This window comes from Reyranella sp. GW821-FHT12G01, assembly GCF_058806575.1.
Map to the genome: position 1 here is coordinate 1423976 of NZ_JBXAPV010000001.1, position 23664 is coordinate 1447639.

Genomic DNA, 23664 nt, shown 5'->3' on the forward strand with positions numbered 1-23664 from the left:
GCGGTTGAGACATCGCCGCTCCGGCCAGCGAGTTTAGAGGGGGCGTCTGGGGGCCTGGAGAGTGCAAACTCTCCGGGCCCTCTTTTTATGTCGACATCAAACCGTCATGAACGCGTGTTTGATCCGGACTCCACTGAGGGAGGATGGGGTGGAACCAGCGACGAGCGAGTCCGTGCTCGAAAAGCCGCGGGGCGCGATCATCGTGCGACCGTCGACCGAGAACGACGTGGCTGCCATGATTGCGATCTACACGCACCACATCACGCGCGGCGTGGGCGACGTCGACATCGAGCCGACCCAGGCCGACGACATCAAGCGGCGGCGCAAGAACATGCTGCGGCGGAAGCTGCCGCATCTCGCGGCCGAGCGTGACGGCGTGATCGTGGGCTATGCCTACGCGGTGCCGTTCCGCAAGCGCCCCGCCTATCGCTATGCGGTGAAGCATTCGATCTACGTCCATCCCGACCATGTCTCGACCGGGATCGGCCGCCTGCTGCTGCCGGCGCTGATCGAGGCCTGCGCCGGCGCGGGCTACCGCCAGATGTTCGCCTATATCGACGCCGACAATGTCGCGTCGCTCAGCCTGCACGAGGCGCATGGCTTCCGCCGCGCCGGCCTGCTGCAGGGCGTCGGCTTCAAGTACGGCAAGTGGGCCGACAGCGTCCTGATGCAGCGCCCGATCGGCGCGGGCACCACGACGCCGCCGGTCGAGATCGTCTACTCGCGCACCACGTAGGTGTAGAAGCGCACGACGCCGTCCTTGCTGATCTCGCGATAGATGCCCTGGATCTCGACGTCGAAGCCGGGGAACAGGTTGGCGCTCTTCTCGAACATCAGCAGATAGTCGAGCATCGGCTTGGCCCGTTCGCCCAGCCGCTCGCCCGGCACGATGCTGGCGATGCCCGGCGGATAGACCACGAACATCGTCGTGGCGATACGGCCGAACGCCTGTTCGATCGGCACATAGTCGACGTTGTTGCGCACGAGCTGGCGCACGGCCTCGTGCGGCGCCATCGCCGACTCGGGCAGGTGCTCGGGCATGAACTGCGCGCGCTGCAGGAAGCTCACATTGGCTTCGCGGAAGAAGGCATGCATCTCCGCGCAGAGATCGCGCAGCCGCATGCCGGCGTAGCGGCCGGGCCGGCGTCGCACGAACTCGCTGATCACATCCTCCAGGCGGGCATTGTCGTCGTGCAGCCGCTTGAAGATCACGAGCGCGCTCAGCAGCGTGCCGGCCTTGCTCGATTCGACGCCCGGCGTCATCAGGAACAGCAGCGAGTTGAGATCGTTCTTTTCCGGCACGATCTGGTTCTCGCGCAGGTACTGCGCCACGACGGGGGCGGGGATGCCGTGGCCGGCATAGCGTCCCGTCTCGCGATCGAAGCCCGGCGTCAGCACGATCAGCTTGTTGGGATCGGTGATCGCGTAGCCCGGCGCGACATGCTTGAAGCCGTGCCAGCGCGCGTCGGGCGCCAGCTCCCAGTAGCGCGCGTCGACCGCGAGATCGTCGGTCGGCACTTCTTCCCAGGCCTGGTCGCGGCCGCCCACATTCACGCGGTTGGGCACGAACGGCTCGAAGAACCAGCGGCGCGCGAAGTCGCGTTCCTTGTCCTCGAACTCGCGGCGGATGGCGCGCATCTTCTTGCGGATCTCGATGCCGAGACGGATCGTGTCGTCCCACAGCACTTCGCCCGAACGCCCCTTCATCATCTGCGCGCCGACGTCGAGCGAAGCGAAGATCGGATAGAAGGGCGAGGTCGAGGCGTGCAGCATGAAGAACTCGTTGAAGCGGCGATGTTCGATGCGCCGCTGCTGGCCCTTGATGTGGCGATCGCGCACGTGGATCTGCGAGGCCTGGCTGAAGCTCGCGAGCTGCTTGTGCGCCGACTGCGTGGCGATGATGCCGGGGCTGTCGGGGCCGAGATTGGTGAGGCCCATGGCGAAGCGGCCGGCATAGAGCGGGTGGAACTTCATGAAGCCCGCCCAGGCCTCGTCGAACAGGATGTAGTCGCAGAGATGGCCGATCTTCTCGACGATCAGTCGGGCGTCGTTGATCGTGCCGTCGTAGGTGCACTGCTCGATGACGGCGACGCGGAACGGCCGCTCGCGCTTCCACGCGTCCTTGTCCTTGACCAGCGGGTTGGTGCGGATCTTCTCGCGGATGGCGGTCTCGTCGAGCGCCTCGTGGAAGATCGGCCCGATCAGCCCGTGCGCGTTGCGGTCGGTCTCGAGATAGATCGGGATGCCGTTGCCGAGGAACAGCGCGCCGTGATGGGCGGCCTTGTGGTTGTTGCGGTCGAACAGGACGAGGTCGCCTTCCGCGATCAGCGCCTGCAGCACGATCTTGTTGGAGGACGAGGTGCCGTTCAGCACGAAGTAGGTCTTCTCGGCGCCGAAGATGGCGGCCGCTTCCTTCTGCGCCTTCAGCGCCGGGCCCTCGTGGACCAGCAGATCACCGAGATCGAGCACGGAGTTGTCGAGGTCGTCGCGGAACACCGCCTCGCCCAGATGCTCGACGAAGATCCGGCCGATCGGGCTCCTGTTGTAGAAGATGCCGCCGTTATGGCCGGGGCAGGTCCAGAGCTGGTTGCCTTCCTCGGCATAGTCGACCAGTTCGCCGAAGAACGGCGTCTTCAAGGTCTCGGCATATTGCTTGAGGCGGCTCACCAGGTTCTTGGCGATGAACTCCGGCGTCTCCTCGGAGAGGAAGATGTAGCCGTCGATGTAGTCCATCACCTCGACGGGGATGTCCTCCAGGCGCTTGCGGCGCACCAGGATCACGATCGGCATTTCGAGGCCGCGTCGCCGCATCATGTTGATCATCGCGGCAGCCTTGCCGTCGAGGCCCTTCTTGCCCCAGTCCACGACCATGCAGCCGACCGCGGCATCGGTCTGCACCACCATCTCGGCATCCTCGATGCGGCGGGCCCGCACCACCTGGAAGCCCATCTTCTCGATCGAGACCGTGATCTCGCCGAGCCGGTGGCCTTCGAGATCGTCGGCGTCGAAGGCCGGAGCGCAGACGAGGAACGTGAAACGCCTGAAGAAATCCATCAGTAGACCGCCGGGACATAGAGTTCGGGAGCGACCGGCGTCCGTGCGTAGTCGGGCTTGTGCTCGCGCTTGGGCAGGACGATCGGCTGGTGTTCAACGTCCTTATAAGGCACTTGCTGCAGAAGGTGGTGAATACAGTTGAGGCGGGCGCGGCGCTTGTTGTTGCCCTCGACCACCCACCACGGCGCCTCCGGGATATGCGTCCGGGCCAGCATCTCTTCCTTTGCTTTGGTGTATTCCTCCCAGCGCCGCCGGGATTCGAGGTCCATGGGCGAGAGCTTCCACTGTTTCATCGGATCGTGGATGCGCATCAGGAAGCGCATGTTCTGCTCCTCGTCGGTGATCGAGAACCAGTATTTCAGCAGGATGATGCCGGAGCGCACCAGCATGCGCTCGAACTCAGGCACGGTCTCGAAGAAGTCCTGGACGTCGGTTTCCTTGCAGAAGCCCATGACCCGCTCGACGCCGGCGCGATTGTACCAGCTGCGGTCGAACAGCACGATTTCGCCGGCCGCGGGCAGGTGGCTGACATAGCGCTGGAAATACCACTGGGTGCGCTCGCGCTCCGACGGCGCCGACAGGGCGACGGTGCGGCAGACGCGCGGGTTCAGCCGCTGTGTCACGCGCTTGATCACGCCGCCCTTGCCCGCGGCGTCGCGGCCCTCGAACAGGACGACGACCTTGAGCTTCTGGGTGATCACCCAGTCCTGCAGCTTGATCAGCTCGCGCTGAAGCCGCAGCAGCTCGGTGAAGTAGAACTTGCGGTCGATGCCTTCCTGCTGCGGCAGGTCGCCATCGCCATGCTCGGGCAGGCGGGCCAGCATCTCGTCGCCCAGTTCGAGCTCGAGATCCTCGTCGATGCTGTCGGCCAGCTCGCGGCGGACGCGGTCCTCCAGCGCCTTGCGGTCCCGTTCGCTTTGCATGCCAAGCCCTCCATCGCGCTTCAAAGTGGCCGGGGAAGGTGAGGGGCGCATATGACAATTTCACGACAGTTGCGTGTATCCCCTCGGAACGCGTCTCAGGGCCGCGGCAGAAGCCCTTTTGCCTGCATCGCGGCGAAGCATTTGGCGAACATCGCCTCGGTATCCATCACCTCGGTGAAGCCCGCCTGCATCAGCTTGATGGTGGACACCAGCGCCGCCGGCCCGGGCTCGGTGCGGCGGAAGCCCATCGTATAGTCGGCATATTCGAACGACAGGCCGACGAAGTCCTTCAGCGTGCCGGATTTGAGCCCCTGGGCGGCGCGGATCGCGGCCCACTCGGCCTCGCGTGGCCGGATCTCGCGATCGAGTGCCAGCGGGACGTGATCGCCGGCCGCGAAGCCCAGCGCGTCGGCGATGGCGGGCCAGACGTTGGGCCAGACGAAGACGTCGCCGTTGGTTACGTTGAAGATCTCGTTGCGCGCCGTCGAAGCCTCGCCCGACCAGGCGATGGCGCGCGCCAGGAGATCGGCGTCGACCGCCTGTGCCACGCGGCCGACACCGCCCGGATAGTCGAGCTTCGTCTTGCCGGCCTGGCGCATGAAGGCCGCGTAGACGCCCAGTGCCGGGATCACGTTCATGGCGCTGCCGACCGAATCGCCCACGATCAGCACAGGGCGCAGGATCGACCAGCTCCAGTCCTTACCTTTCTGGCCTTCGCGCAAAAAGCGCTCCTGGTTCCAGTAGAAATTCGGCTGCTCGTGCATCTCCGAGCGGTTCTCGCGTGCCGGGACGGTGAGCGGACGGACATGCACGCCGTACGCCTTGGTGCCCTGCAGCAGCGCGACATGCCGCAATCCCGGCGACGCCTTTTCGAGCGGCGCCATCAGGTTGCGCAGCATCAGGTCGTTGGTGCGGATCTGCTCGTCTTCCCGCCAGCCCGCGACCAGCCCGGGCCTCTCATAAAGCGCGGCGTAGGCGAGGTGCGTGATGCCCGCGAGGTCCGGCGCCAATGCAGCGCAGGCGGCGGTGTCGGTGAGATCGAGCGGCAGCCAGCGCGCACCGTAGGTCTCGTCCGGCCGGCGGCGCGATACGGCGATCACCTCGCAGCCCTCGGTGGCAGCGAAGTGCTTCATGGCAGCATAGCCGACGAGGCCAGTGGCCCCGGCGACCAGGACTTTCTTCGACGGCATCGTCACCCCGACCGGTTGCTCAGGGTGACGAAGCTACTCCACCTTGGCGCCCGACGCCTTGATCACCGGCGCGAGTTTCTTTTCCTCTGACGCGCGGAAGGCGGCGGTGTCGGTGGGCGACATCCAGATCTGGGTGGCGCCCTGCTGGTCGAAGGCGGCCTTCACGCTGGCCTTCTGCAGCGCCTGCTTCGACAGGGCCGAGAGCTTCTCGACCATGGCCGGCGGCACGCCGGCCGGCGAGCAGATGCCGCCCCACGAGGTGATCTCGAAGCCCGGCAGGAACTCCGCGAAGGTCGGCTTGTCCGGCACCGCGGGATGACGCTCCTTCGAGGTGACGGCGAAGCCCTTCACCTTGCCGCCCTTCATCAGGCCGAGCGGGCCGGGGATGTTGTCGAACATCATGTCGACCTGGCCCGCCAGGATGTCCTGGTGCGCCGGCGCGCTGCCCTTGTAGGGGACGTGCAGCAGGTTCACCCCGGCCATCTGCTTGAACATCTCGCCGGTGAGATGCGGGCTGGTGCCGGCGCCCGACGAGGCGAAGGAGTATTTGCCGGGATTGGCCTTCGCCAGCGCGATCAGCTCGGGGATCGTGTTCGCGGGGAAATCAAGCCGCGTCATCAGCATGTTCGGCACCGCCCACAGCATCGCGATGCCGTTGAAGTCCTTGCCCGCGTCGAACGGCAGCTTGGTGTAGAGCGTCGGCGCGATCGCGTGCGCGGCGATCGTGTAGAGGCCGATCGTGTAGCCATCCGGCGGTGACTTCGCGATGGCGTCGGCGCCGATGTTGCCGCCCGAGCCCGCGCGGTTCTCGATCAGGAATTGCTGCCCGGTGAGTTCGGAGAGTTCCTGGCAGACGATGCGGGACAGCGTGTCGGTCGGGCCGCCCGCCGGGAACACGCAGATGTATTTCACCGGCCGGTTCGGCCAGTCGCTTTGCGCGCGGGCGATGCCCGACGCGATCATCGGTGCAGCGAGTGCGCCGCCGGAAAGCAGGAGCGCCCTTCGGCGCGGAATCGCAACTTTGGTCATCTTGAACGTAGCCTCCAATGTTTTCTTTATTGGAGCGCAGTCTAACTGAGTCGTTCCGCTGTTCAATATGGCGCTAGTCGGTGACGATTACCGTGTAGGAAATCGCCGTTCCCGCGGGCACGACGATATCGACCTGCATGCCCTTGCCCGACATCGGCTTGGCACGATGGTTCAATGGCTTGGCGGTCTTGGCGGCGGGGATCAGCGCGATGCCCCAGCCGCCGCTGCGCTTCAGCAAGGCCAGGGGGAGCTTGCCGCCGGCCTCGAGGCTGTAGAGGCCGGGCTGCATCTCCTTCACCAGGAAGGTGCCGCGCCCGTCTGTAACGGTCTCGATGATGACGCGACCGTCAGCCTTGCTGCGGATGATGACGTCGACGCCGGTGACCGGCTCGTTGGCCGCCATCGCGCTGCTGGCGAACCACATGTGCAGCATTACCGACGCCAGAAGCGCCCCGACCGTCTGCACCCTGCCCGCTCTCCCTGTCCGTCGTCCTGCTGGCGACTGGCCGACATGATGCCGATGAATGCGCGCACGCTCCATGACAATGTCGTTACCGGCCGATGGGTACTATACCGAACGGCGGTTCCGGCCCTCGGGACGCCTCGCTTGATTAGGCGGACGGCGGTCGCCACGGTGGCGGCCGTTCGAGATCCCGGTCGGCCGGCTGGCGCGGGCAACAGGAGATGATGCGATGAAGTTGGATTTCACGGGCAAGAAGGCGATCATCTGCGGCGGCAGCCGCGGCATCGGCAAGGCGATCGCCATGGGCTTTGCGGCGTGCGGCGGCGACGTGTCGATCTGTGCGCGCGATGCCAAGACTCTTGAAGAGACCCGCGCCGAACTCGCCAAGCATGGTCACAAGACCCACGCCGCCAGCGCCGATCTCGCCAAGGGCGACGCCGTGCGCGGCTATGTGCGCGATGCCATCGGCGCGCTGGGCGGCGTCGACTTCCTGGTGAACAACGCCTCGGCCTTCGGCTCGTCCGACGACGACAAGGGTTGGACCGCCAACCTCGCGGTCGACATGCTTTCGATCGTGCACGCCACGCAGGAGGCGCTGCCCGAACTGAAGAAGTCGCAGGGCAACGTGGTCAACATCTCCTCGATCTCGGCGCACCATCCGGCGGCGCGGCAGCCGCCCTACGGCGCGATCAAGGCGGCGGTGATCCATTACACGGTCACGCAGGCCGCGATGTACGCCAAGGACCGCATCCGCGTGAACTGCATCGCGCCAGGCTCGATCGAGTTTCCCGGCGGCGTTTGGGACAAGCGCAAGACCGACAATCCCGCGCTCTACAACGGCACGCTGAACTCGATCCCGTTCGGCCGCATGGGCCATGCCGAGGAAGTCGCCAACGTGGCGCTGTTCCTCGCCTCGCCATTCGCGTCGTGGGTGACGGGACAGACCATCGCGGTCGCGGGCGGGCAGGGGCTGTAGCCAACCGTCCCGTCAGCAGGCCTTATCGCACTTCACCAAGGAGAATCCGTCCATGAACACGAACCGCGCCCACGTCCTGCTCTGGACGGATTCTTCGGCGGCCTATCTCGATGCGATCCAGGCGGCGGGCCTCGCCGACCGCGTTTCGGTCGACACGCTGCCGCGCAAGGAGAAGCCGTCGGCCGAACAGCTCGCGCGCACCGAAGCGCTGATGGCGGGCGCCGTGCCGGCGGGCCTGCTGCCCACCATGCCGAAGCTGCGCTGGGCGCAGGCGATGAGCGCTGGCGTCGACAACTGGCTGGCGCTGCCCGATCTTCCGTCGGACCTCACGCTCACCTGCGCGCGCGGCACGCACACCGAATCGATGCCGGAGAACATCATCGGCGCGCTGTTCCATGTCGCGAAGCCCTACGCGGCGGTCGGAGAGCACCAGAAGCAGAGCAAGTGGGTCCACACGGTGGCGCAGCCGCTGACCGGCAAGACACTGGGCATCCTAGGCCTGGGCGTCATCGGCCAGGAAGTGGCGCGCATCGCCGTCGCGCTCGGCATGCACGTGATCGGCACCAAGCGGCGGCCGACGCGCATTCCCAACGTGGCCGAAGTGCTGGCGCCCGAGCAGACCGACGAGGTGCTGGCGCAATCGGACTTCGTGCTGCTGCTGCTGCCGGCGACGCCGGAGACCGAGAACTTCATCGATGCCAAGCGGCTGGCCAAGATGAAGCCGTCGGCCTGGCTGCTGAACTTCGGCCGCGGCCAGATCGTCAACGACGCCGACCTGATGGCCGCCACCAAGGACAAGACGATCGCGGGCGCGCTGCTCGACGTCTTCCGGCAGGAGCCGCTGCCGTCGGACAATCCGTTCTGGACGGCGCCGGGCATCGTCGTGCTGCCGCATATCGGCGGCCCTCATCCGCAGCGCGACCGCTTCGTGTCGCGCCTGTTCGTCGAGAACCTGAAGCGCTTCCTCGACGGCGAGCCCCTCAAGGAAGTGGTCGACCGGAAGGCCGGCTACTAGGGGTTTCGCGAATCATCTACCTCCCCATTCAAATGGGGAGGTGCCGGCGTCTTGCGCCGGCGGAGGGGTCATGAGCGGCCGTTCTTTCTTCGGCGCTCCCGGACATCGTTTCACGATGTCCTGACGCTATCGGGCCGAGCTTCGCTCGGCCCATGACCCCATCGCCCCGTATGACGGGGCACTTCCCCATTTGAATGGGGAAGAAGAGGAGCGTTACTTCACGCCGTAGATCGAGAACTGGTCGGCGACCTCGGGGTCGAGCGTCAGGGCGGCGGCCTTGTCGCCTTCGCCCTCGCGGGTTTCGCCGGTCATGATGCGCGCGATGCCGCGGCCGTAGAGCGCCAGCGGGCGGTTGGGATCGACATCGAGGGCGGCATTGTACTCGTTGATCGCCAGCTTCGGGTCGCCGAGCTTCAGGTAGATGAAGCCGCGCGTGATGCGGACGTCGATGTTGAGCGGCATCAGCTTCTGCGCCGTGTCGCAGTCCTGCATGCCGGCCACCAGGTCCTTGCCGGTGATGGCGCGGATCAGGCAACGGTTGTTGTAGGCGAGGCCCATGCCCGGCTCGAGCTTGATGGCCGCGTCGTAGTTGGCCAGCGCCTTGTCGTAGTCGTGCTTGGCGAAGTAGGCGTAGCCGCGATTGTAATAGGCGACGGGATTGTCGGGATCCGACTTGATCGACTCGTCGAGATCGCGGATCGCCTGGTCGTACTTGCCGTCTTCTGACAGAAGCGCGGCGCGGTTGGCCAACGCCTGCGGGTAGTTCGGCGCGCGCTGCAGGGCCGCCTCGTAGTCCTGCATCGCGAGCTGCTTCTGGCCGCGGCGATTGTTTGCGAGGCCGCGGATCACATAGGCCTGCGCATTGTCGGGCGCGAGCTGGATGGCGCGGTCGAGGTCGGCGAGGGCGCGTCCGTTGTCGCCGAGCAGGCTGTAGGCATTGCCGCGCGCGATCAGCGCGTCGACATTCTCCGGCTGCAGCGCCAGCACCTTGTCGAAATCCTCGATGGCGCGATCGTAGGCGCGCTTGCGCGTCGCCAGCAGCACGCCACGGCCGAGATAGGCGAGCGAATTGTTGGGATCGACGCGGATCGCGTCGTTGTAGTCGGAGAGGGCGCGATCGGTCTCGCCGACCGCGTGCAGCGACGTCGCGCGGCGGTAGAGGTTCAGCGCGTCGGGATTCCGGGGATCGATGGCGCCGTCATAGTGCTTCAGCGCCTCCGAGTAGTCCTCGGCGGCCAGCGCCTTGTCGCCCAGCATGGTGCGGGCGATGCCGCGCGTCAGGCGGGCCAGCGCAATCTCGTCGGGCTTGAGCTGGCGGGTGCCCAGGGCCTTCGAGCAGGCGGCGGCGCGCGCCTCGGCATCCTTGATCGTGGGCCAGGCACCCTTCACGCAGTCGTCGTAGAGCTGCGCGACCGAGGGGCCGGCCGGGGCTGCCGGAGCCACAGGCGCCGCCGGAGTCGCGGGAGCGGCGGCCTGCCGGGCGGTGGGTGGCGGATAGAGATGGTAGGCGTAGGCGTAGAGGCCGGCGGCGCCGGCCAGGAAGGCCGCGGCGGTGATCAGGAGTTTGGTCGAGAGGCGCATGTCTTGAGAGCCTGAGCAGGAATGTCGTGTGGCGTCAGGCGTTTGTACCAGAAGGCGTCCCCGGCGCACCATTTCTGCAGCGGCGCCGAAAACTGATGATCGACGAGACGAGCTGACCATCGAGGTTGTCGTTCGCAATCGAAGCGACCGCGGCGACGATCAGGGTCGTGACGTTGCACTACAACCATGAGTCGATGCCTGAAATCGGTACTGCGATACCGGACACACTCTCGCTTTCGGCCGTTTCCTTTCGTCGTCGATGCTCTTTGATGAGAATGACGGCTTCTGGCCCTCCCTGATTTCGCGCACCCGCTCCTTTTTCAGCGCTTGAAACAGCGTTCAGTCATGCGCTCGCGAAGAGAGCTTTGCATTAACTCCTTCATTCGGGGTTGCCCGCTACCGTGTCTGTCCGGTTGCAGTCAAAGAGGGTGAACTAGATATGCAATATGCAACTTCCGCGGATTTCCAATCATTGATGGTTTCAGAACGACACTCGTTCTGACGATCGCAACGCTGCTCACTTCCGAACTGTCAATTGCCGAGGAGGTTTCAATGCAAGCGCGCTCTCCCATCAACATCTCACTGGTTTGTCTCGCCGCTGCCCTGGCGGCTGGCTGCGCCGATGGAGGCGGACCGGGAACGCCGTACAGTTCCGGCTCGAGCACCAGCTCGAGTTCGCCGGGCGCGACAGGCGCCACCGGAGCAACCGGCGCGGCGGGAGCCACGGGTGCCACGGGCGCGGCCGGAACCTCGGTCGCGGGCCTCAGCATCCTGCCCGCGAGCAACACCACCAGCCTGAGCGTGCCGTCTCTCCTCGGCGGTCCCGTCGTCACCACCGACGGCGTCGCGGCGGGCGTGACGGGTCTTCTGTCGCCGGTGACGAACACGACCAACTCGGTCGGCCTCACGACCAAGGGCGATGCCGTGACGACTCTCGTCAACGGCACCGGCACGACCGTGGGCGCGACGGTCGGCAGCACGCAGGTTCTCACGCAGGGCCTGACCGGCGGCACGACCCTCCTCTCCACGACCACCAAGGTGGACGGCAGCGGCGGTGCGACCGGCGGACTGCTGAAGAACGTCACCGGCACCGTGAACAACACCACGGGTGGCCTTCTCGGAGGTGTGGTCGGCAACACGGGCGGCATCCTGCGCTGATCGCAGCTAGAACGTGACCGACGGCCTTCCCTGGCGGGTGGCCGTCAGCGTCCTGGGGATGTTGCTGCTCAGCACAGCAACTCTCCAGGCGCAGACGGCTTCAGCCCCTCCGCCATCGTTGCCTCCGGCCCCCTCCGTCATCGGACGCGAGGTGCTGGAGTCCGATCCGGCGGCCCCACGACGTCCCAAACCCGACATCGCCGTACCCGGCGGCGCCGGTCTCGCGGTTCCTCCGGAACTGGCGAACAAGGAAGTCCTCTTCAGCGACGTGCAGGTCGAGGGCGTGACGGCTTTCAACGCCGGCACCCTGCAGCCGCTGTTCGCGCCTGTACTGAACCGGCGCGTGCCGTTCTCGGAAGTGGTCGCAGCGGTCAACCGCGTCACGGCGCTTTACGAACAGGGTGGCTACGTCTTCTACAGCGTCGTGCTGCCCCAGCAGGATCTTGACAGCGGCAAGCTCAGGATCATCGTCGTCGAAGGCTCGATCTCCGCCATCGATTTCGGCGACGGCATCAAGTCGGAGAAACTTCGCGCCCATATCCGCGAGCTGATGGCGCCCCTGGTCGGCCGCAAGCCGCTCCGCCGCGCCGACCTGGAGAGACGGCTGCTCCTTGCCGCCGACCTTCCGGGTGTCGCGATCCAGGCCGCTGCCAAGCCGGACGCGGGCGGCGGCGACAAGGTCGTGCTGATCGTCAACGGCACCTTCGAACGCTTCTCGCCGATCGCGCAGATCGACAGCTTCCAGACGATCCCCGATGTCTCCGTCAATTTCCGCCTCGGCGGCATCGGCCGGTCGCTGGCGTTCGGCGGCGACGCGCTCGAACTGCGCTACCTCTCGGCGCTGCCGTGGAATCGCCTGCAGATGTTCGACGCACGCTACGGCGTGCCGATCGGCGACAATGGCGGGCGCCTGAGCTTGCTGGGGCAGGCCGTATGGCAACGGCCCCTGACCTTGATCAATGGGCAGGCCGTCGACTTCCTCGGACGTTCGTTTCTGGGGCGCGCCCAGTATTCGCAGCCCTTCGTCCGCAGCCTGAAGTGGACGTTGATGGGCACGGCAATGATCGACGTGATCGACGTCGACTATACGTTTCTGGGAATCGGCATTCCGGGCGATTCGCTGCGGGTCGCGCGCGGCGGCCTCTTCGGCGCGTACACCGACGAACTCGGCGGCTTCTGGACGGGCACCGTGTTGGGCAGTGTCGGCCTCCCGGTTGCGGGGGCCGAGGCCAACGGCCGGTTCGGCGCCTCGCCATCCTTCGGCAAGATCAATCTCTCGATCGAGCGGGTGCAGCCCTTCTGGACGAGTTTCTCCGGCCTGATCCGCGCCAGCGGACAAATGACAACGGGCACCGTGCCGGCGTCGGAAGTCTTCGCTTATGGCGGACGCGACTACGGCCGGGCCTTCACCGTCGCTGAGTCAGTGGGAGATCGCGGCATCTCCGTGCTGGCGGAGCTGCGATACAATCCGGACTGGATTCCCGTGCCGAAGAAATATGTCGATCCCCAGCTCTACGCCTTCGCAGATCACGGCTGGATCTCGTCGGTGAGCCCCCTCAATCCGCCTCTCTTTCCGGAAGGCACGTCGGTCGGCGCGGGCATCCGGGCACGGATTTGGGAAAAGTGGAGCGGCGAAGTGGAGCTGGCGAAGGTCGTGTCGACGCCGAATGTCGGCGACCGCCCGATGCGCGCATCGGTACGCTTCGGCTCGCGCTTCTGAAGCCTCGAACGACGAACGGCCCGCTCCGGATTGGAGCGGGCCGCGTCTTTATCGAAAGATAGTCGTGTTAGCGAGTCGTGCCCGAGGCACCACCCGACACGCCGCCGGAACCCGACGGCGAGGGCGCCATGCCCTGGTTGACCGAGCCACCGCCGGTCGTGCCCGCGCCGACGCCCATGGAACTGGTGCTGCCGCCGGGAGCCGGCGCCGTGCCGCTACCCGTAGCGCCGACGCCCGCGCCCACAGACGCGCCGCCGGGGTTGGTCGTCACGGTGCCTGTCGCGCCCGTACCGATACCGGTCGTGCCGCTCGGAGCCGTCGTGGTTGCGCCACCGCCGACCGAGGCGCCGCCGCTCGTTCCGGCGCTCTGCGCCATGGCGGTGCCGCCGATGAGAAGGGTCGCGGCAGTAATCGCAATGAGCTTCTTCATGAGTTCCTCCTTTGTTGGTTCGTGGAGGATCAACAGCCCGCTGGATCGATCGTTGCGCCGATCTCAATTATCCAGAAACCGCCTCGTTTCGGCCACCGCATCGGCAAGCCCGGTGCGTTCGACGATCACGCCCGCCGGAAAAGCGCTGAGGAGACGGCTGGGCAGTCGCGAATCGAGCATCACGAAGACGCCGCGATCGTCGCCGCGACGAATCAATCGTCCATAGGCTTGCTTGAGGCGAAGGCGCGCCAGCATGTCGTCATATCCGTTCGCTCCCGCACCCGCGGCCTTCCAGTGCGCCTTGCGCGCGCGGTGCAGGATGTCGGGACGCGGCCATGGTACGCGATCGAACACGATGAGACGCAGCGATCGTCCCGGCACATCGACGCCGTCGCGCACCGCGTCGGTACCCAGCAGGCATGAATGCTCCTCGGCACGGAAGATATCGACGAGCGTCGCGGCATCCATGCCGCCGACATGCTGCGCGTAGAGCGGCAGGCCGGCCTCTTCCAGCACCGGCGCGATGCGCTGATGCACCGAGCGCAGGCGGCCGATCGCGGTGAAGAGGCCCAGCGCGCCGCCGCCCGCCGCCAGGAACAGCTCGCGATAGGCGGCCGCCACCTGGTCGGGATCGTCGCGCTTCACGTCCTTCACGATCAGGACCTTGGTCGCGTTGGCGTAGTCGAACGGCGAGGCCATCGCCGCGCGCATCGCCGGGGCCGCCAGATGCTTGGTGCCGGTGCGCGCCTCCGCGACCGTCCAGTCGGCCTGTGTCGTGGTGTCCTCGTCGTTGGCGGCAGCCGGCACACCCAGCGAATCGCGCAAGGTCGCCGAGGTGATCACTGCGCCGTGCGCCGGGCGGATCACCGAATTCACGAACGGCTCGGTCGGATCGAGATAGTGGCGATACATGCCGACGTCGTACTCGCGGCTCTGCACGCGCTCGACACCGAACCAGTCGACGAAGGCGGGATCGGAATCGCTGTGCAGCCCGCGCAGCATGGCGCGCCAGGATTCGAGCGTCAGTTCGCAGCGATTGGTGAGCGACCGTGCGACGCCTTCGATGCGAGAGCGCTGGCCGGAGTCGAGCTTGTCGGCTTCGCCTTCGAGTTTGGCGCGCAACGCCTGGCGCAGGCGGCGCACCGGCTGCAGCATCTTCTCCAGCGCCTCGGCCAACTGATCGGCCGCTTCGATCAAGCCGGGGTTGAGCGGGCGCACGTCGCATTCCTGGCCGAAGCCCTGATCGTCACCGGCCGAGCGTGCGCGCACCTGCTGGCGCACCAGCGCGAGGAACTCTTCCGCCGGCCCGAGCACGGTGCCGTCGGCCAGCCGCGTCTGCCAGTTGGGGGAGGGGAGCTGTTGCGCGAGATCGAGCAGCCGGCGCAGCGCGTTCTGCGCCTCGACGTCCTCGCCCAAAAGGTCGCTGACGCGGCGCTCCAGTCCACGCGCGCGGCTGCCGCGACGGCCTTCGGCGCCGAGCAGCCAGCGACGCAGGTCGGAGGCCTCGACGCCGCTGAGATGCGCGCCGAACGCGCCGTCGGCGGCATCGAACAGGTGATGGCCTTCGTCGAACACGTAGCGCAGCGGCCGCGTGCCGTCGTCGAGCCCGCCCATCGCCGCCTGGATCATCACCAGCGCATGGTTGGCGATCACGATGTCGGCCTGGCGCGCGCGGCGGATCGTGCGTTCGACGAAGCACTTCCGGTAATGCTCGCAGGCCGAATAGATGCATTCGCCGCGGCGGTCGGCGAGGCGCTGGATGCGGCTGCGTCCCACCAGGTCGAGCAGCCACGCCGGCAAATCGCCGCCGATCATGTCGCCGTCGCGGCTGGCCAGCGCCCAGCGCGCCATCAGGCCGAGCCCGACCGCGTTCTCCGGCACCAGGCCGGTGCGCATCACCGCCTCCTGGAAATTCAGCAGGCAGAGATAGTTCTCGCGGCCCTTGCGGATGACGACGCGCCGACGCTTCTCCGCCGAGTCGCGATGCAGCCGGTCGAGCTCGTTGTCGATCTGGCGCTGCAGGTTGCGCGTGTAGGTCGAGATCCAGACCGGCGCGCCGTTCTTCTCGGCCCACAGGCTGGCCGGCGCGACATAGCCCAGGGTCTTGCCGACGCCCGTGCCGGCCTCGACCAGCACGACATGCGGCTTGTCCTCTTCCTCGCGCGGCGCGAAGGCCTCGCTGGCGGCCGAGGCATAGTCGCTCTGGGTCGGTCGCGCCTCGGCCATGTTGCTGCCGGCCGAGATCATCTGCGCCAGTCGCAAGCGCGCCTCGCGCGGCTCGACCGGCTGGCTGCCCGGCGGCGGCGCGGGCGGTGGCTCCTCCCAGACGGGCAGGCTCTTCCAGATGTCGAGGCCGGCGCCCGGCCGCGCCTTCTTCGCCCCCTGGTCGATGCCGAGGGCCGCCAGCACGGCGTCGCCCCAGGTCCACTGGCCGCGCGCCATGGCGAGCGCGGTGTCCTTCATCTCGGGCGAGGCGAGGGCCGCCATGTCGTCGAGTTCGTCGATCAGCGCGCGGGCGATGCCGGGCAGGGCGGCCACTTCTTCTTCGGGCGTCGCGGGCGTCGCAAGGTCGAGCGCCTCGCAGAGGCCGCGGATCGTCGGCAGGCAGAAGCGCGCCGGCCGCACGAAGGCGAAAAGTTCAAGCAGGTCGTGTGCCTGAATATCCTCGAGGCCGAGCCGAGCCGCGACAGCGGGCGCATGACAGACCAGCGGCAGATGGCCGGCGGCGCGCAGGCTCGCGTTGGCGCCCGTCAGTCGCTCCAGCGTTCCGTCAGGCGCACGCCACAGCGCGCCCCGCGAAGTCGCGACCAGGGCCGGCCAGGAGGAGGTCGCGGGAATCGTCACCGGGCCGTGAATAGCACAGGCCAATTGCCCGGTGCAGCGACCGTCGGTTGCCCTTAAAATCAGCCGCCATGAAACCACCGCCTGTCGTCAAGAAGACCACCGCCGTGTTTCACCAGTCCGGCGCCCTGCAAGTGGGCAAGGGCAAGATCACCGGCATCATCGCTCTCACCCTCGGCGGCCTCGCCGTGCTGGCGGTGCTGGCATTTCATTTCCCCGAATATTTGACCACGCCGGACCTGCGCAAGAAGTACGACGTGGGCCTGCTGCGGCAGGTACTGCTGGTCGGCATGGTGATCGCGGGCGGTATGGCGATCGCCAACCTGGTCCAGCGTCGCAATCGCTGGCTGAATGCCACGGCGTTGGCCCTGATCGCGCTCGCGGCGGCGATGGGCGGCCATCGCGTGCCGGTCGACGACTTCCCCGACAACACGCCCTATATCGGTCTCGACTGGTTCATCCTCGACCTGCTCGGTTCGAGCATGATCTTCATCCTGATCGAGAAGCTGGTGCCATTGCATCGCGACCAGCCGGTGTTCCGGCCGGGCTGGCAGACAGATTTCACGCATTTCATCGTGAACCACCTTTTGGTCGGTCTCGCCTTGCTGATCGTGAACTTCGCCATCCATAGCCTGTTCGGCTGGTTGGTCTGGGCACCGTTGCAGAAATGGGTGGGCGGCCTGCCGTTTTTTGCGGCGCTGTTCCTCGTGCTGCTGGTCGCCGACCTGGTCCAGTACTGGACTCATCGCGCCTATCACGAGATTCCGTTTCTGTGGCGCTTCCATGCGGTGCATCACAGCGCCGAATACATGGACTGGATGGCGGGCTCGCGGCTCCATCTGTTCGAGCTGCTCACGACGCGCGTGTCGATCCTGGGCGTGCTCTACGTGCTGGGCTTCAGCCAGGCGGTCACCGACGTCTACATCGTGATCGTGGGCTTCCAGGCGGTGTTCAACCACGCCAACGTCCGCCTGCCCGCGATCTTCGGCAAGGCGCCGCTCAAGTGGCTGATCGTGACGCCCGACTTCCATCACTGGCATCACAGCTCTGAACGCGAGGCGATCGACCGTAATTACGCCGCCCATTTCGCCTTCATCGACTACATCTTCGGCACGGCGGTGAAGTCCGACCGGCGCTTCCCCGGCAAATACGGCGTGCTGGGCGACTACATGCCCAACGGCTTCGTGCGCCAGCAACTCTTCCCCTTCACGTGGAAGGGCTGAGCGCGCGCCGTTTCGCGTCGGCGACCAGCGACAGGATCGCCGCTGCCACGAGAGCGGCGACGGCTGCCAGCAGCGGCGTCGTGAGGCTGCCGGTCGCCTCGTAGATGTAGCCCGCGAAGGCGGGCCCGAAGATCTGGCCCAGGCTGAACGCCACGGTGACCAGCGCGATGCGGCCGCGCGGATCGCCGCCGCCGGTGCGAGCGGCGATCAGGCCGAGCGCCGTCAGCCCCATGAAGGTGCCGCCAACCAGCGCCGTCGAGATCAGGATGCTCGCCGGATGGAGCCACAGGGCGCTCGCCGCGACTCCGGCCGCTTCCATCAGGCTGACGATCGCGTAGATGCGCAGGACGCCCCAGCGCCGGCCGAGCCCCGTCCACAGCGCCACCGATGGCGCCGCGCAGAGGCCGAACAGCACCCAGACATAGGGTTCGAGATGGGCGATCGACGCCGTGCCGCGCACCATGTCGACGATGAAGGTCGCGGTGATGACGTAGCCGAAGCCGAACAGGCCGTAGGCGCCCAGCAGTGCCACGAAGTCCGCCGAGAGGCGCGTGCGGCCGCCCTGTTGTGCGGCCCCAGCCGCCGTTTCGTCGCGCGGCACCAGCCAGACCACGGCGAGGCTTGCGATTGCGGCCAAGGCGGCACTGGCGAACCACAGCGTCGTCCAGGCGGCGCCCGCTTTCACGAGCAGCGCCACGATGGCGGCCGAGACGGCGATGCCGGTCCCGACGCCCGCGAAATGCACGGCCGAGAGGGCGCTGTTGCCCGTCGCGGTGAGCCGGTCGATGACCAGCGCAGAGCTGAAGATCAGCGCGAAGGCGCTGGCCGCGCCCGCGACGAAGCGCAGGCCGAGAAAGACCGGCATGGCGGTCGTGAGGCCCATGCCGATCAGGCAAATCGCAGTGACCGCGAGCGAAGCCAGCAGCCAGGAACGTCGGCTGCCCGGCAGTCGCACCGCCGCCAGCACCGCGCCGAAGAGGTAGCCCATGAAGTTCGCCGAGGCGATCAGGCCGGCCTGCGACTTGGTGAGCGGGATTGCCTCGACCATCGGCGGCAGGATCGGCGTGTAGACGAAGCGGCCCACGCCCATGGCCGCGGCCATCGCCAGCAGGCCGCCGAAACTGAGCAAGAGTGCACGTTTGTTCATGGCAGGGCGCGGCACTTTGGGACGTTGGTGCAATTGACGCAAATCGCCCTCGCACCTAGTTTCCCCGATCCATGTCTCACATCGAACGCACACTTGCCGAGGCCGCACGCGCGTGGCCATTTGAAGAAGCCCGCAAGCTCGTCGCCCGTACCGGCGGCAAAGCGCCGGCGAAAGGCTATGTGCTGTTCGAAACCGGCTATGGGCCGTCGGGTTTGCCGCATATCGGCACGTTCGGCGAGGTCGTGCGCACGACGATGGTGCGCCAGGCGTTCCGTCGCCTGTCCGACGTGCCGGCCCGGCTGTTCTGCTTCTCCGACGACATGGACGGCCTGCGCAAGGTGCCGGACAACGTGCCGAACAAGGAGATGCTGGCGGCCCATCTCGGCAAGCCGCTGACCTCGGTACCCGATCCGTTCAGCAACGAGCATCCGAGCTTCGGCGCGGCGAACAATGCCCGGCTGCGGGCGTTCCTCGATTCGTTCGGCTTCGAGTACGAGTTCCAGTCGGCGACCGATTGGTACAAGTCGGGCCGCTTCGACACGATGCTGCTCGCCATGCTGCGCCACTACGACGAGGTGCAGTCGGTGATGCTGCCGACGCTCGGCGAGGAGCGCCGCGCGACCTACTCGATCTTCCTGCCGATCTCGCCCAAGACAGGCCGCGTGCTGCAGGTGCCGGTGATCAAGACCGACGCCGATGCCGGCACCATCGTCTATCGCGACGAGGACGGCACGATGGTCGAGACGCCGGTGACCGGCGGCAACGTCAAGCTGCAGTGGAAGGCCGACTGGGCCGGCCGCTGGTTCGCGCTCGATGTCGACTACGAGATGTACGGCAAGGATCTCATCTCCTCGGCCGAACTCTCCGCCAAGATCGTGCGCATCCTGGGCGGCAAGCCGCCGGAGGGCTTCAACTACGAGCTCTTCCTCGACGAGGAAGGCAAGAAGATCTCCAAGTCGAAGGGCAACGGCCTCTCGGTCGAGGAGTGGCTGCGCTACGCCTCGCCCGAATCGCTGTCGCTCTACATGCACCAGCAGCCGCGGCGCGCGAAGCGCCTGCACTTCGACGTGATCCCGCGCGCCATCGACGACTATCTCTCGCTGGTCGAGAAGCTGCCGAACGAGGAGCCGGCGCGCGCGCTGGAGAATCCGGCCTGGCACATCCATGACGGCACCGCGCCCGCCAACTCGGCGGCCGGCGTCACCTTCGGCATGCTGCTGAACCTCGCGGGCGTCGCCAACACCGAGGACAAGGACGTCCTCTGGCAATACCTGCGCCGCTACGTGCCGGGCGCCACGCCCGAGAACGCGCCCTATCTCGACCGGCTGCTCGGCGGCGCGGTCGCCTACTACCAGGACTTCGTGAAGTCCTCGAAGAAGTTCCGCCTGCCCACCGACAAGGAGCGGCCTGCGCTGCAGGATCTGCTCGATACTCTGCGCAAGACGCCCGAGGACGCGACCGCCGAGGTCATCCAGGACGAGGTCTACGAGGCCGGCAAGCGTCACTTCGCCAAGGAAGAACTGCGCCAGTGGTTCAAGGCGCTCTACGAGGTGCTGCTCGGCAGCGAGCAGGGGCCGCGCATGGGCGCCTTCATCAAGCTCTACGGTCGCGACAATGTCGTGAAGCTGATCGAGCGCGCGCTGGCCGGCGAGGATCTGGGCAAGGCTGCTTAGGACGAGCGATATGAGCGACGGCGTTGTTTTCGATTATCTCAATCCGGACATTCCCGAAGGGCTGAGGCTACTCGATGTACCGCTGATCCGCGCCAATCGCGACACGATCAAGGGTTACGGCGAGGTCGTGCGCGACCCCAAGAAGCAGAAGATCGAGATCGTGCCGTGGCCGCTCAACGGCTCGCGCAAGCTCGACGCCGGCACCGGCATCGAGGGCGGCACGACCGAGGGCATCTTCGCCTGCGAGTGGCGCGACAACGAGCTGATCGGCCGCAACGAAGCCGTGGGCGGCCACTATGTCATCGGCTTCCGCGACCTGCCCGAGATGGTCCGGCCCGGCGTGAAGCTGAGCAAAGGCCGCGTGCTGCTGTGGCATTGCAACTATCATCCCGACGGCGGGCAGCTCTTCTGGCCGCTCGACGGCAAGCCGTTCGTCGTGCCGGTCGCATTGCCGGGCGACGACCTGAAGCCCGAGACCTTCAAGGCCTTCTGGTCGGACGGCAGCGTCGGCATCTACATCCATCCCGGCATCTGGCACGAGGGCGTGTTTCCGGTGAACGAGACCGGCCGCTTCTTCGACAAGCAGGGCAAGGTGCATGCGCGGGTGAGCTGCGATCTCGCGCGCGAGTTCGGCGTGCTGCTCAACGTGCCTCTGCCGCACGGCTGATCGCGCCGAGATAGGCGACGATCATCCGCACGATCTCGTCCTCGAAGCTGCGGCTGGCGAGGAACGGCTGCTCCTCCAGCACCGCGGCGCGGACGACCCCCATGAGGGCGCGCGACACCACGAACACCTGTTCAGCCTCGAGCGGACCCAGCAGCGAGTTCGGCCCGCGTCCCACCATCTCGCCGGCGCGGGCGATGAAGGCGGCGACCGGCGCCATCAGGGTGATGCCGCCGTCCTGCGATAGGATCGCCTGGATAACCGCCTTTCGGGCGCGCTGGCGGCCGCGGAAGGCGTGGATGATCGCGCGCACCATGGCGCGGATGCGCCCTTCGATCGAGGGATCGACCTCGCCCTGCAGCGCGCGCGCCACTTCGGTCAGGGCCGTTTCCATCTCCCCGCGGGCGAGCGCCATCAGCAGTGCGTTCTTGTCGGCGAAGTACTGGTAGAGCGTGCCGATGCTCACGCCCGCCCGTTCCGCCACCGCGTTGGTGGTGAAGGCGGCGACGCCGCCCTTTTCCAGAACCTGAGCCGCCGCCTCGACGATCGAGGCCACGGTCTGCGCCGCGCGCGCCTGGCGCGGGTTTCTTCTTTTGGTTTCAACGGGTTGGCGGCGGCTGGGCATGGCGGCACCGGTCGGGGGAAGGCGAGTACGAGAATGTGAGCATCGCTCATATATTCGAGAGCGGCAAAGGCAAAGGAGTCGTCATGCAGGCCCTCGGCACTCTCTACCTCTTCATCCTGCCCCTGGTGATGGGCGCGGCGCTGGTCGAAGGCATCTGGCAGTCGCGCACGCGCGCCGGGGCCGCCGGAGCCTACGACTGGAAGTCGTGGGCCTGCTCGCTCGCTGATCTCGCCGGCCGCCGGCTGCTCGCCTTCATTCCCTATACGCTCGCGGCACCCTGGCTCGGCTGGATGTACGAGCATCGCCTGTTCACCCAGTCGCTCGACAATGTCGGCTCGGTGCTGCTGCTCTTCATCGGCCTGGAGTTCTTCTATTACTGGTTCCACCGCGCCAGCCACACGGTGCGCTGGTTCTGGTCGTCGCACTCGGTGCATCACTCGCCCAACCAGTTCAACTTCGCCGCCGCCTATCGCCTGGGCTGGATCGGCCGCTTCACCGGCACGTCGCTCTTCTTCACGCCGCTGGTGCTGCTGGGCTTCACGCCGGAGACCGTCCTGACGGCGCTGTTCCTGAACCTGCTCTACCAGTTCTGGATCCATGCCGACTGGATCCCGAAGCTGGGCTGGCTCGAATATGTGCTGAACACGCCCTCGGCCCATCGCGTCCACCATGCGCGCAATCCCGAGTATCTCGATGCCAACTATGGCGGCGTGCTGATCGTGTTCGACCGGCTGTTCGGCAGCTACGTTGCCGAGCGTGACGACGTGAAGTGCGACTTCGGCCTGGTCTCGCCGGCCGCCTCGTCGCGCAATCCGCTGGTGCTGAACTTCGGCCCGTGGATCGGCCTCGTGAAGGACCTCGCCTCGGCGCGGTCGGTGCGTGAGGCCTGGCTGTTCCTGTTCGGCCCGCCGGGCTGGCGGCCCGACGGCAAGGGTCTCACGGCCGCCGAACTGCGCCGGGCCCACGCCTTGCGGACCGAGGCGGCTCAAGCTCAGCCAGCCATGACTTAATCTCCCTTGAGTCGCCCGATCCTGCTCGACAGATTGGGCGGCAAAGGAGAAACGCCATGGCGAAGGACAAGGTCTGCGTCGTGATCGGCGCGGGCGATGCGACGGGCGGCGCCATTGCCCGTCGTTTCGCGCGCGAGGGCTACACCGCCGTCGTGACGCGCCGCAGCGCCGACAAGCTCCAGTCGCTGGTGGCGCGCATCGTGGAAGAGGGCGGCAAGGTCCATCCGTTCGGCTCCGACGCCCGCGACGAGGCCGAGGTCGAGCGGCTGTTCCGCCAGATCGAAACCGAGATCGGCGAGATCGAGGTCTTCGTCTTCAACATCGGCGGCAATGTCCGCTTCGACATCCGCGACACCACCCCGCGCGTCTATCGCAAGGTCTGGGAGATGACCGCCTTCGCGGGCTTCCTGACGGCGCGCGAGGCTGCCAAGGCGATGGTGCCGCGTGGGCGGGGCACGATGCTCTTCACGGGCGCGACGGCCTCGGTGCGCGGCGGTCGCGGCTTCTCGGCCTTCGCCGGCGGCAAGCATGCGGTGCGGGCGCTGGCGCAGTCGATGGCGCGCGAGCTGGGGCCGCAGAACATCCATGTCGCGCACGTCATCGTCGACGGCGCCATCGACACGGAATGGATCAAGACCAATTTCCCGGATCGCTACAATGCCGGCCCCGACGCGATCCTCAATCCCGACGACATCGCCGAGACCTACTGGCAGCTCCACCAACAGAAGCGCAGCGCCTGGACCTTCGAGATGGATATCAGGCCGTGGAAGGAGACGTGGTAGCTGCTCACGGAACGGCGAGAGCGGTTATATAAACTCCGTCGTCTCGACCGGAGCGCCGTAGGCGCGGAGTGGAGAGACCTTCTCTCCACCAAAAGCCGGCTTGTCGTCGAGAGAAGGTCTCTCCACTCCGCCTCGCTGCGCGAGGCTCCGGTCGAGACGA

General features: G+C 66.7%; 20 protein-coding genes. 10 read left to right on the forward strand and 10 right to left on the reverse strand.

What is annotated here, in order from left to right; all coding sequences use genetic code 11:
- Positions 1–148 precede the first annotated feature (148 nt).
- On the forward strand, positions 149–736 hold the full coding sequence (locus tag AC1RP5_RS07075; protein WP_493109912.1) for a GNAT family N-acetyltransferase: 588 nt from the start codon (positions 149–151) through the stop codon (positions 734–736).
- Here AC1RP5_RS07075 and AC1RP5_RS07080 read toward each other — a convergent pair.
- The 5 genes from AC1RP5_RS07080 to AC1RP5_RS07100 form a co-directional block, all read right to left on the reverse strand.
- Complete coding sequence (locus tag AC1RP5_RS07080; RefSeq protein ID WP_493109913.1) at positions 718–3054, reverse strand: Orn/Lys/Arg family decarboxylase; 2337 nt, start codon at positions 3052–3054, stop codon at positions 718–720. The genes AC1RP5_RS07075 and AC1RP5_RS07080 overlap by 19 nt on opposite strands.
- Positions 3054–3977: a polyphosphate kinase 2 gene (ppk2, locus tag AC1RP5_RS07085; RefSeq protein ID WP_493109915.1), complete on the reverse strand. Its 924-nt coding sequence runs from the start codon at positions 3975–3977 to the stop codon at positions 3054–3056. The genes AC1RP5_RS07080 and ppk2 overlap by 1 nt, the downstream gene beginning before the upstream one ends.
- Before the next feature lie 95 nt (positions 3978–4072).
- Complete coding sequence (locus AC1RP5_RS07090; RefSeq protein WP_493109916.1) at positions 4073–5167, reverse strand: NAD-dependent epimerase/dehydratase family protein; 1095 nt, start codon at positions 5165–5167, stop codon at positions 4073–4075.
- 33 nt (positions 5168–5200) lie between these two features.
- The gene (locus AC1RP5_RS07095; protein ID WP_493109917.1) at positions 5201–6196 is read right to left on the reverse strand and encodes a Bug family tripartite tricarboxylate transporter substrate binding protein; all 996 of its coding nucleotides are present in this window, start codon (positions 6194–6196) and stop codon (positions 5201–5203) included.
- Positions 6197–6269: 73 nt separating this feature from the next.
- The gene (locus AC1RP5_RS07100; protein ID WP_493109918.1) at positions 6270–6662 is read right to left on the reverse strand and encodes a carboxypeptidase-like regulatory domain-containing protein; all 393 of its coding nucleotides are present in this window, start codon (positions 6660–6662) and stop codon (positions 6270–6272) included.
- A gap of 226 nt (positions 6663–6888) precedes the next feature.
- On the opposite strand from AC1RP5_RS07100, the gene AC1RP5_RS07105 reads away from it, so the two are divergent.
- A complete protein-coding gene (locus AC1RP5_RS07105; RefSeq protein WP_493109919.1) occupies positions 6889–7635 on the forward strand; it encodes an SDR family NAD(P)-dependent oxidoreductase in 747 nt (248 codons plus the stop codon).
- A 52-nt stretch (positions 7636–7687) separates the two neighbouring features.
- Positions 7688–8650 carry a D-2-hydroxyacid dehydrogenase gene (locus AC1RP5_RS07110; RefSeq protein WP_493109920.1) on the forward strand — a complete coding sequence of 321 codons (963 nt, stop codon included), beginning with the start codon at positions 7688–7690 and terminating at the stop codon, positions 8648–8650.
- A gap of 213 nt (positions 8651–8863) precedes the next feature.
- Here the strand turns inward: AC1RP5_RS07110 and AC1RP5_RS07115 are convergent, their stop codons facing one another.
- The gene (locus AC1RP5_RS07115) at positions 8864–10231 is read right to left on the reverse strand and encodes a tetratricopeptide repeat protein (RefSeq protein ID WP_493109922.1); all 1368 of its coding nucleotides are present in this window, start codon (positions 10229–10231) and stop codon (positions 8864–8866) included.
- Positions 10232–10783: 552 nt separating this feature from the next.
- Here AC1RP5_RS07115 and AC1RP5_RS07120 point away from each other — a divergent pair.
- Together AC1RP5_RS07120 and AC1RP5_RS07125 are read left to right on the forward strand one after the other, a co-directional pair.
- The gene (locus tag AC1RP5_RS07120) at positions 10784–11389 is read left to right on the forward strand and encodes a hypothetical protein (protein WP_493109923.1); all 606 of its coding nucleotides are present in this window, start codon (positions 10784–10786) and stop codon (positions 11387–11389) included.
- 151 nt (positions 11390–11540) lie between these two features.
- Positions 11541–13109 carry a ShlB/FhaC/HecB family hemolysin secretion/activation protein gene (locus AC1RP5_RS07125; RefSeq protein ID WP_493109924.1) on the forward strand — a complete coding sequence of 523 codons (1569 nt, stop codon included), beginning with the start codon at positions 11541–11543 and terminating at the stop codon, positions 13107–13109.
- A gap of 67 nt (positions 13110–13176) precedes the next feature.
- On the opposite strand, the gene AC1RP5_RS07130 is transcribed toward AC1RP5_RS07125, so the two are convergent.
- Positions 13177–13539, reverse strand: coding sequence for a hypothetical protein (locus tag AC1RP5_RS07130; protein ID WP_493109925.1), 363 nt, complete (start codon positions 13537–13539; stop codon positions 13177–13179).
- 63 nt (positions 13540–13602) lie between these two features.
- The gene (locus AC1RP5_RS07135; protein ID WP_493109926.1) at positions 13603–16383 is read right to left on the reverse strand and encodes an ATP-dependent DNA helicase; all 2781 of its coding nucleotides are present in this window, start codon (positions 16381–16383) and stop codon (positions 13603–13605) included.
- Positions 16384–16451: 68 nt separating this feature from the next.
- Here AC1RP5_RS07135 and AC1RP5_RS07140 point away from each other — a divergent pair, with 68 nt between their 5' ends.
- Positions 16452–17603, forward strand: a complete 1152-nt coding sequence (locus tag AC1RP5_RS07140) for a sterol desaturase family protein (protein ID WP_493109927.1) — start codon at positions 16452–16454, stop codon at positions 17601–17603.
- Here AC1RP5_RS07140 and AC1RP5_RS07145 read toward each other — a convergent pair.
- A complete protein-coding gene (locus tag AC1RP5_RS07145) occupies positions 17587–18750 on the reverse strand; it encodes a YbfB/YjiJ family MFS transporter (protein ID WP_493109928.1) in 1164 nt (387 codons plus the stop codon). The genes AC1RP5_RS07140 and AC1RP5_RS07145 overlap by 17 nt on opposite strands.
- 71 nt (positions 18751–18821) lie before the next feature.
- Between AC1RP5_RS07145 and AC1RP5_RS07150 the strand changes: the two genes are divergently transcribed.
- Positions 18822–20423 carry a lysine--tRNA ligase gene (locus AC1RP5_RS07150; protein ID WP_493109929.1) on the forward strand — a complete coding sequence of 534 codons (1602 nt, stop codon included), beginning with the start codon at positions 18822–18824 and terminating at the stop codon, positions 20421–20423.
- A gap of 10 nt (positions 20424–20433) precedes the next feature.
- Positions 20434–21090: an ureidoglycolate lyase gene (locus AC1RP5_RS07155; RefSeq protein WP_493109930.1), complete on the forward strand. Its 657-nt coding sequence runs from the start codon at positions 20434–20436 to the stop codon at positions 21088–21090.
- Here the strand turns inward: AC1RP5_RS07155 and AC1RP5_RS07160 are convergent.
- Positions 21065–21712 carry a TetR/AcrR family transcriptional regulator gene (locus tag AC1RP5_RS07160; protein ID WP_493109932.1) on the reverse strand — a complete coding sequence of 216 codons (648 nt, stop codon included), beginning with the start codon at positions 21710–21712 and terminating at the stop codon, positions 21065–21067. The two genes, AC1RP5_RS07155 and AC1RP5_RS07160, sit on opposite strands and share 26 nt — an antisense overlap.
- 83 nt (positions 21713–21795) lie before the next feature.
- Here AC1RP5_RS07160 and AC1RP5_RS07165 point away from each other — a divergent pair, with 83 nt between their 5' ends.
- The gene (locus AC1RP5_RS07165; RefSeq protein WP_493109933.1) at positions 21796–22722 is read left to right on the forward strand and encodes a sterol desaturase family protein; all 927 of its coding nucleotides are present in this window, start codon (positions 21796–21798) and stop codon (positions 22720–22722) included.
- Positions 22723–22778: 56 nt separating this feature from the next.
- Positions 22779–23504 (forward strand): SDR family oxidoreductase, encoded by a 726-nt coding sequence (locus tag AC1RP5_RS07170; RefSeq protein WP_493109934.1) that lies wholly within the window; start codon positions 22779–22781, stop codon positions 23502–23504.
- Positions 23505–23664 lie beyond the last annotated feature (160 nt).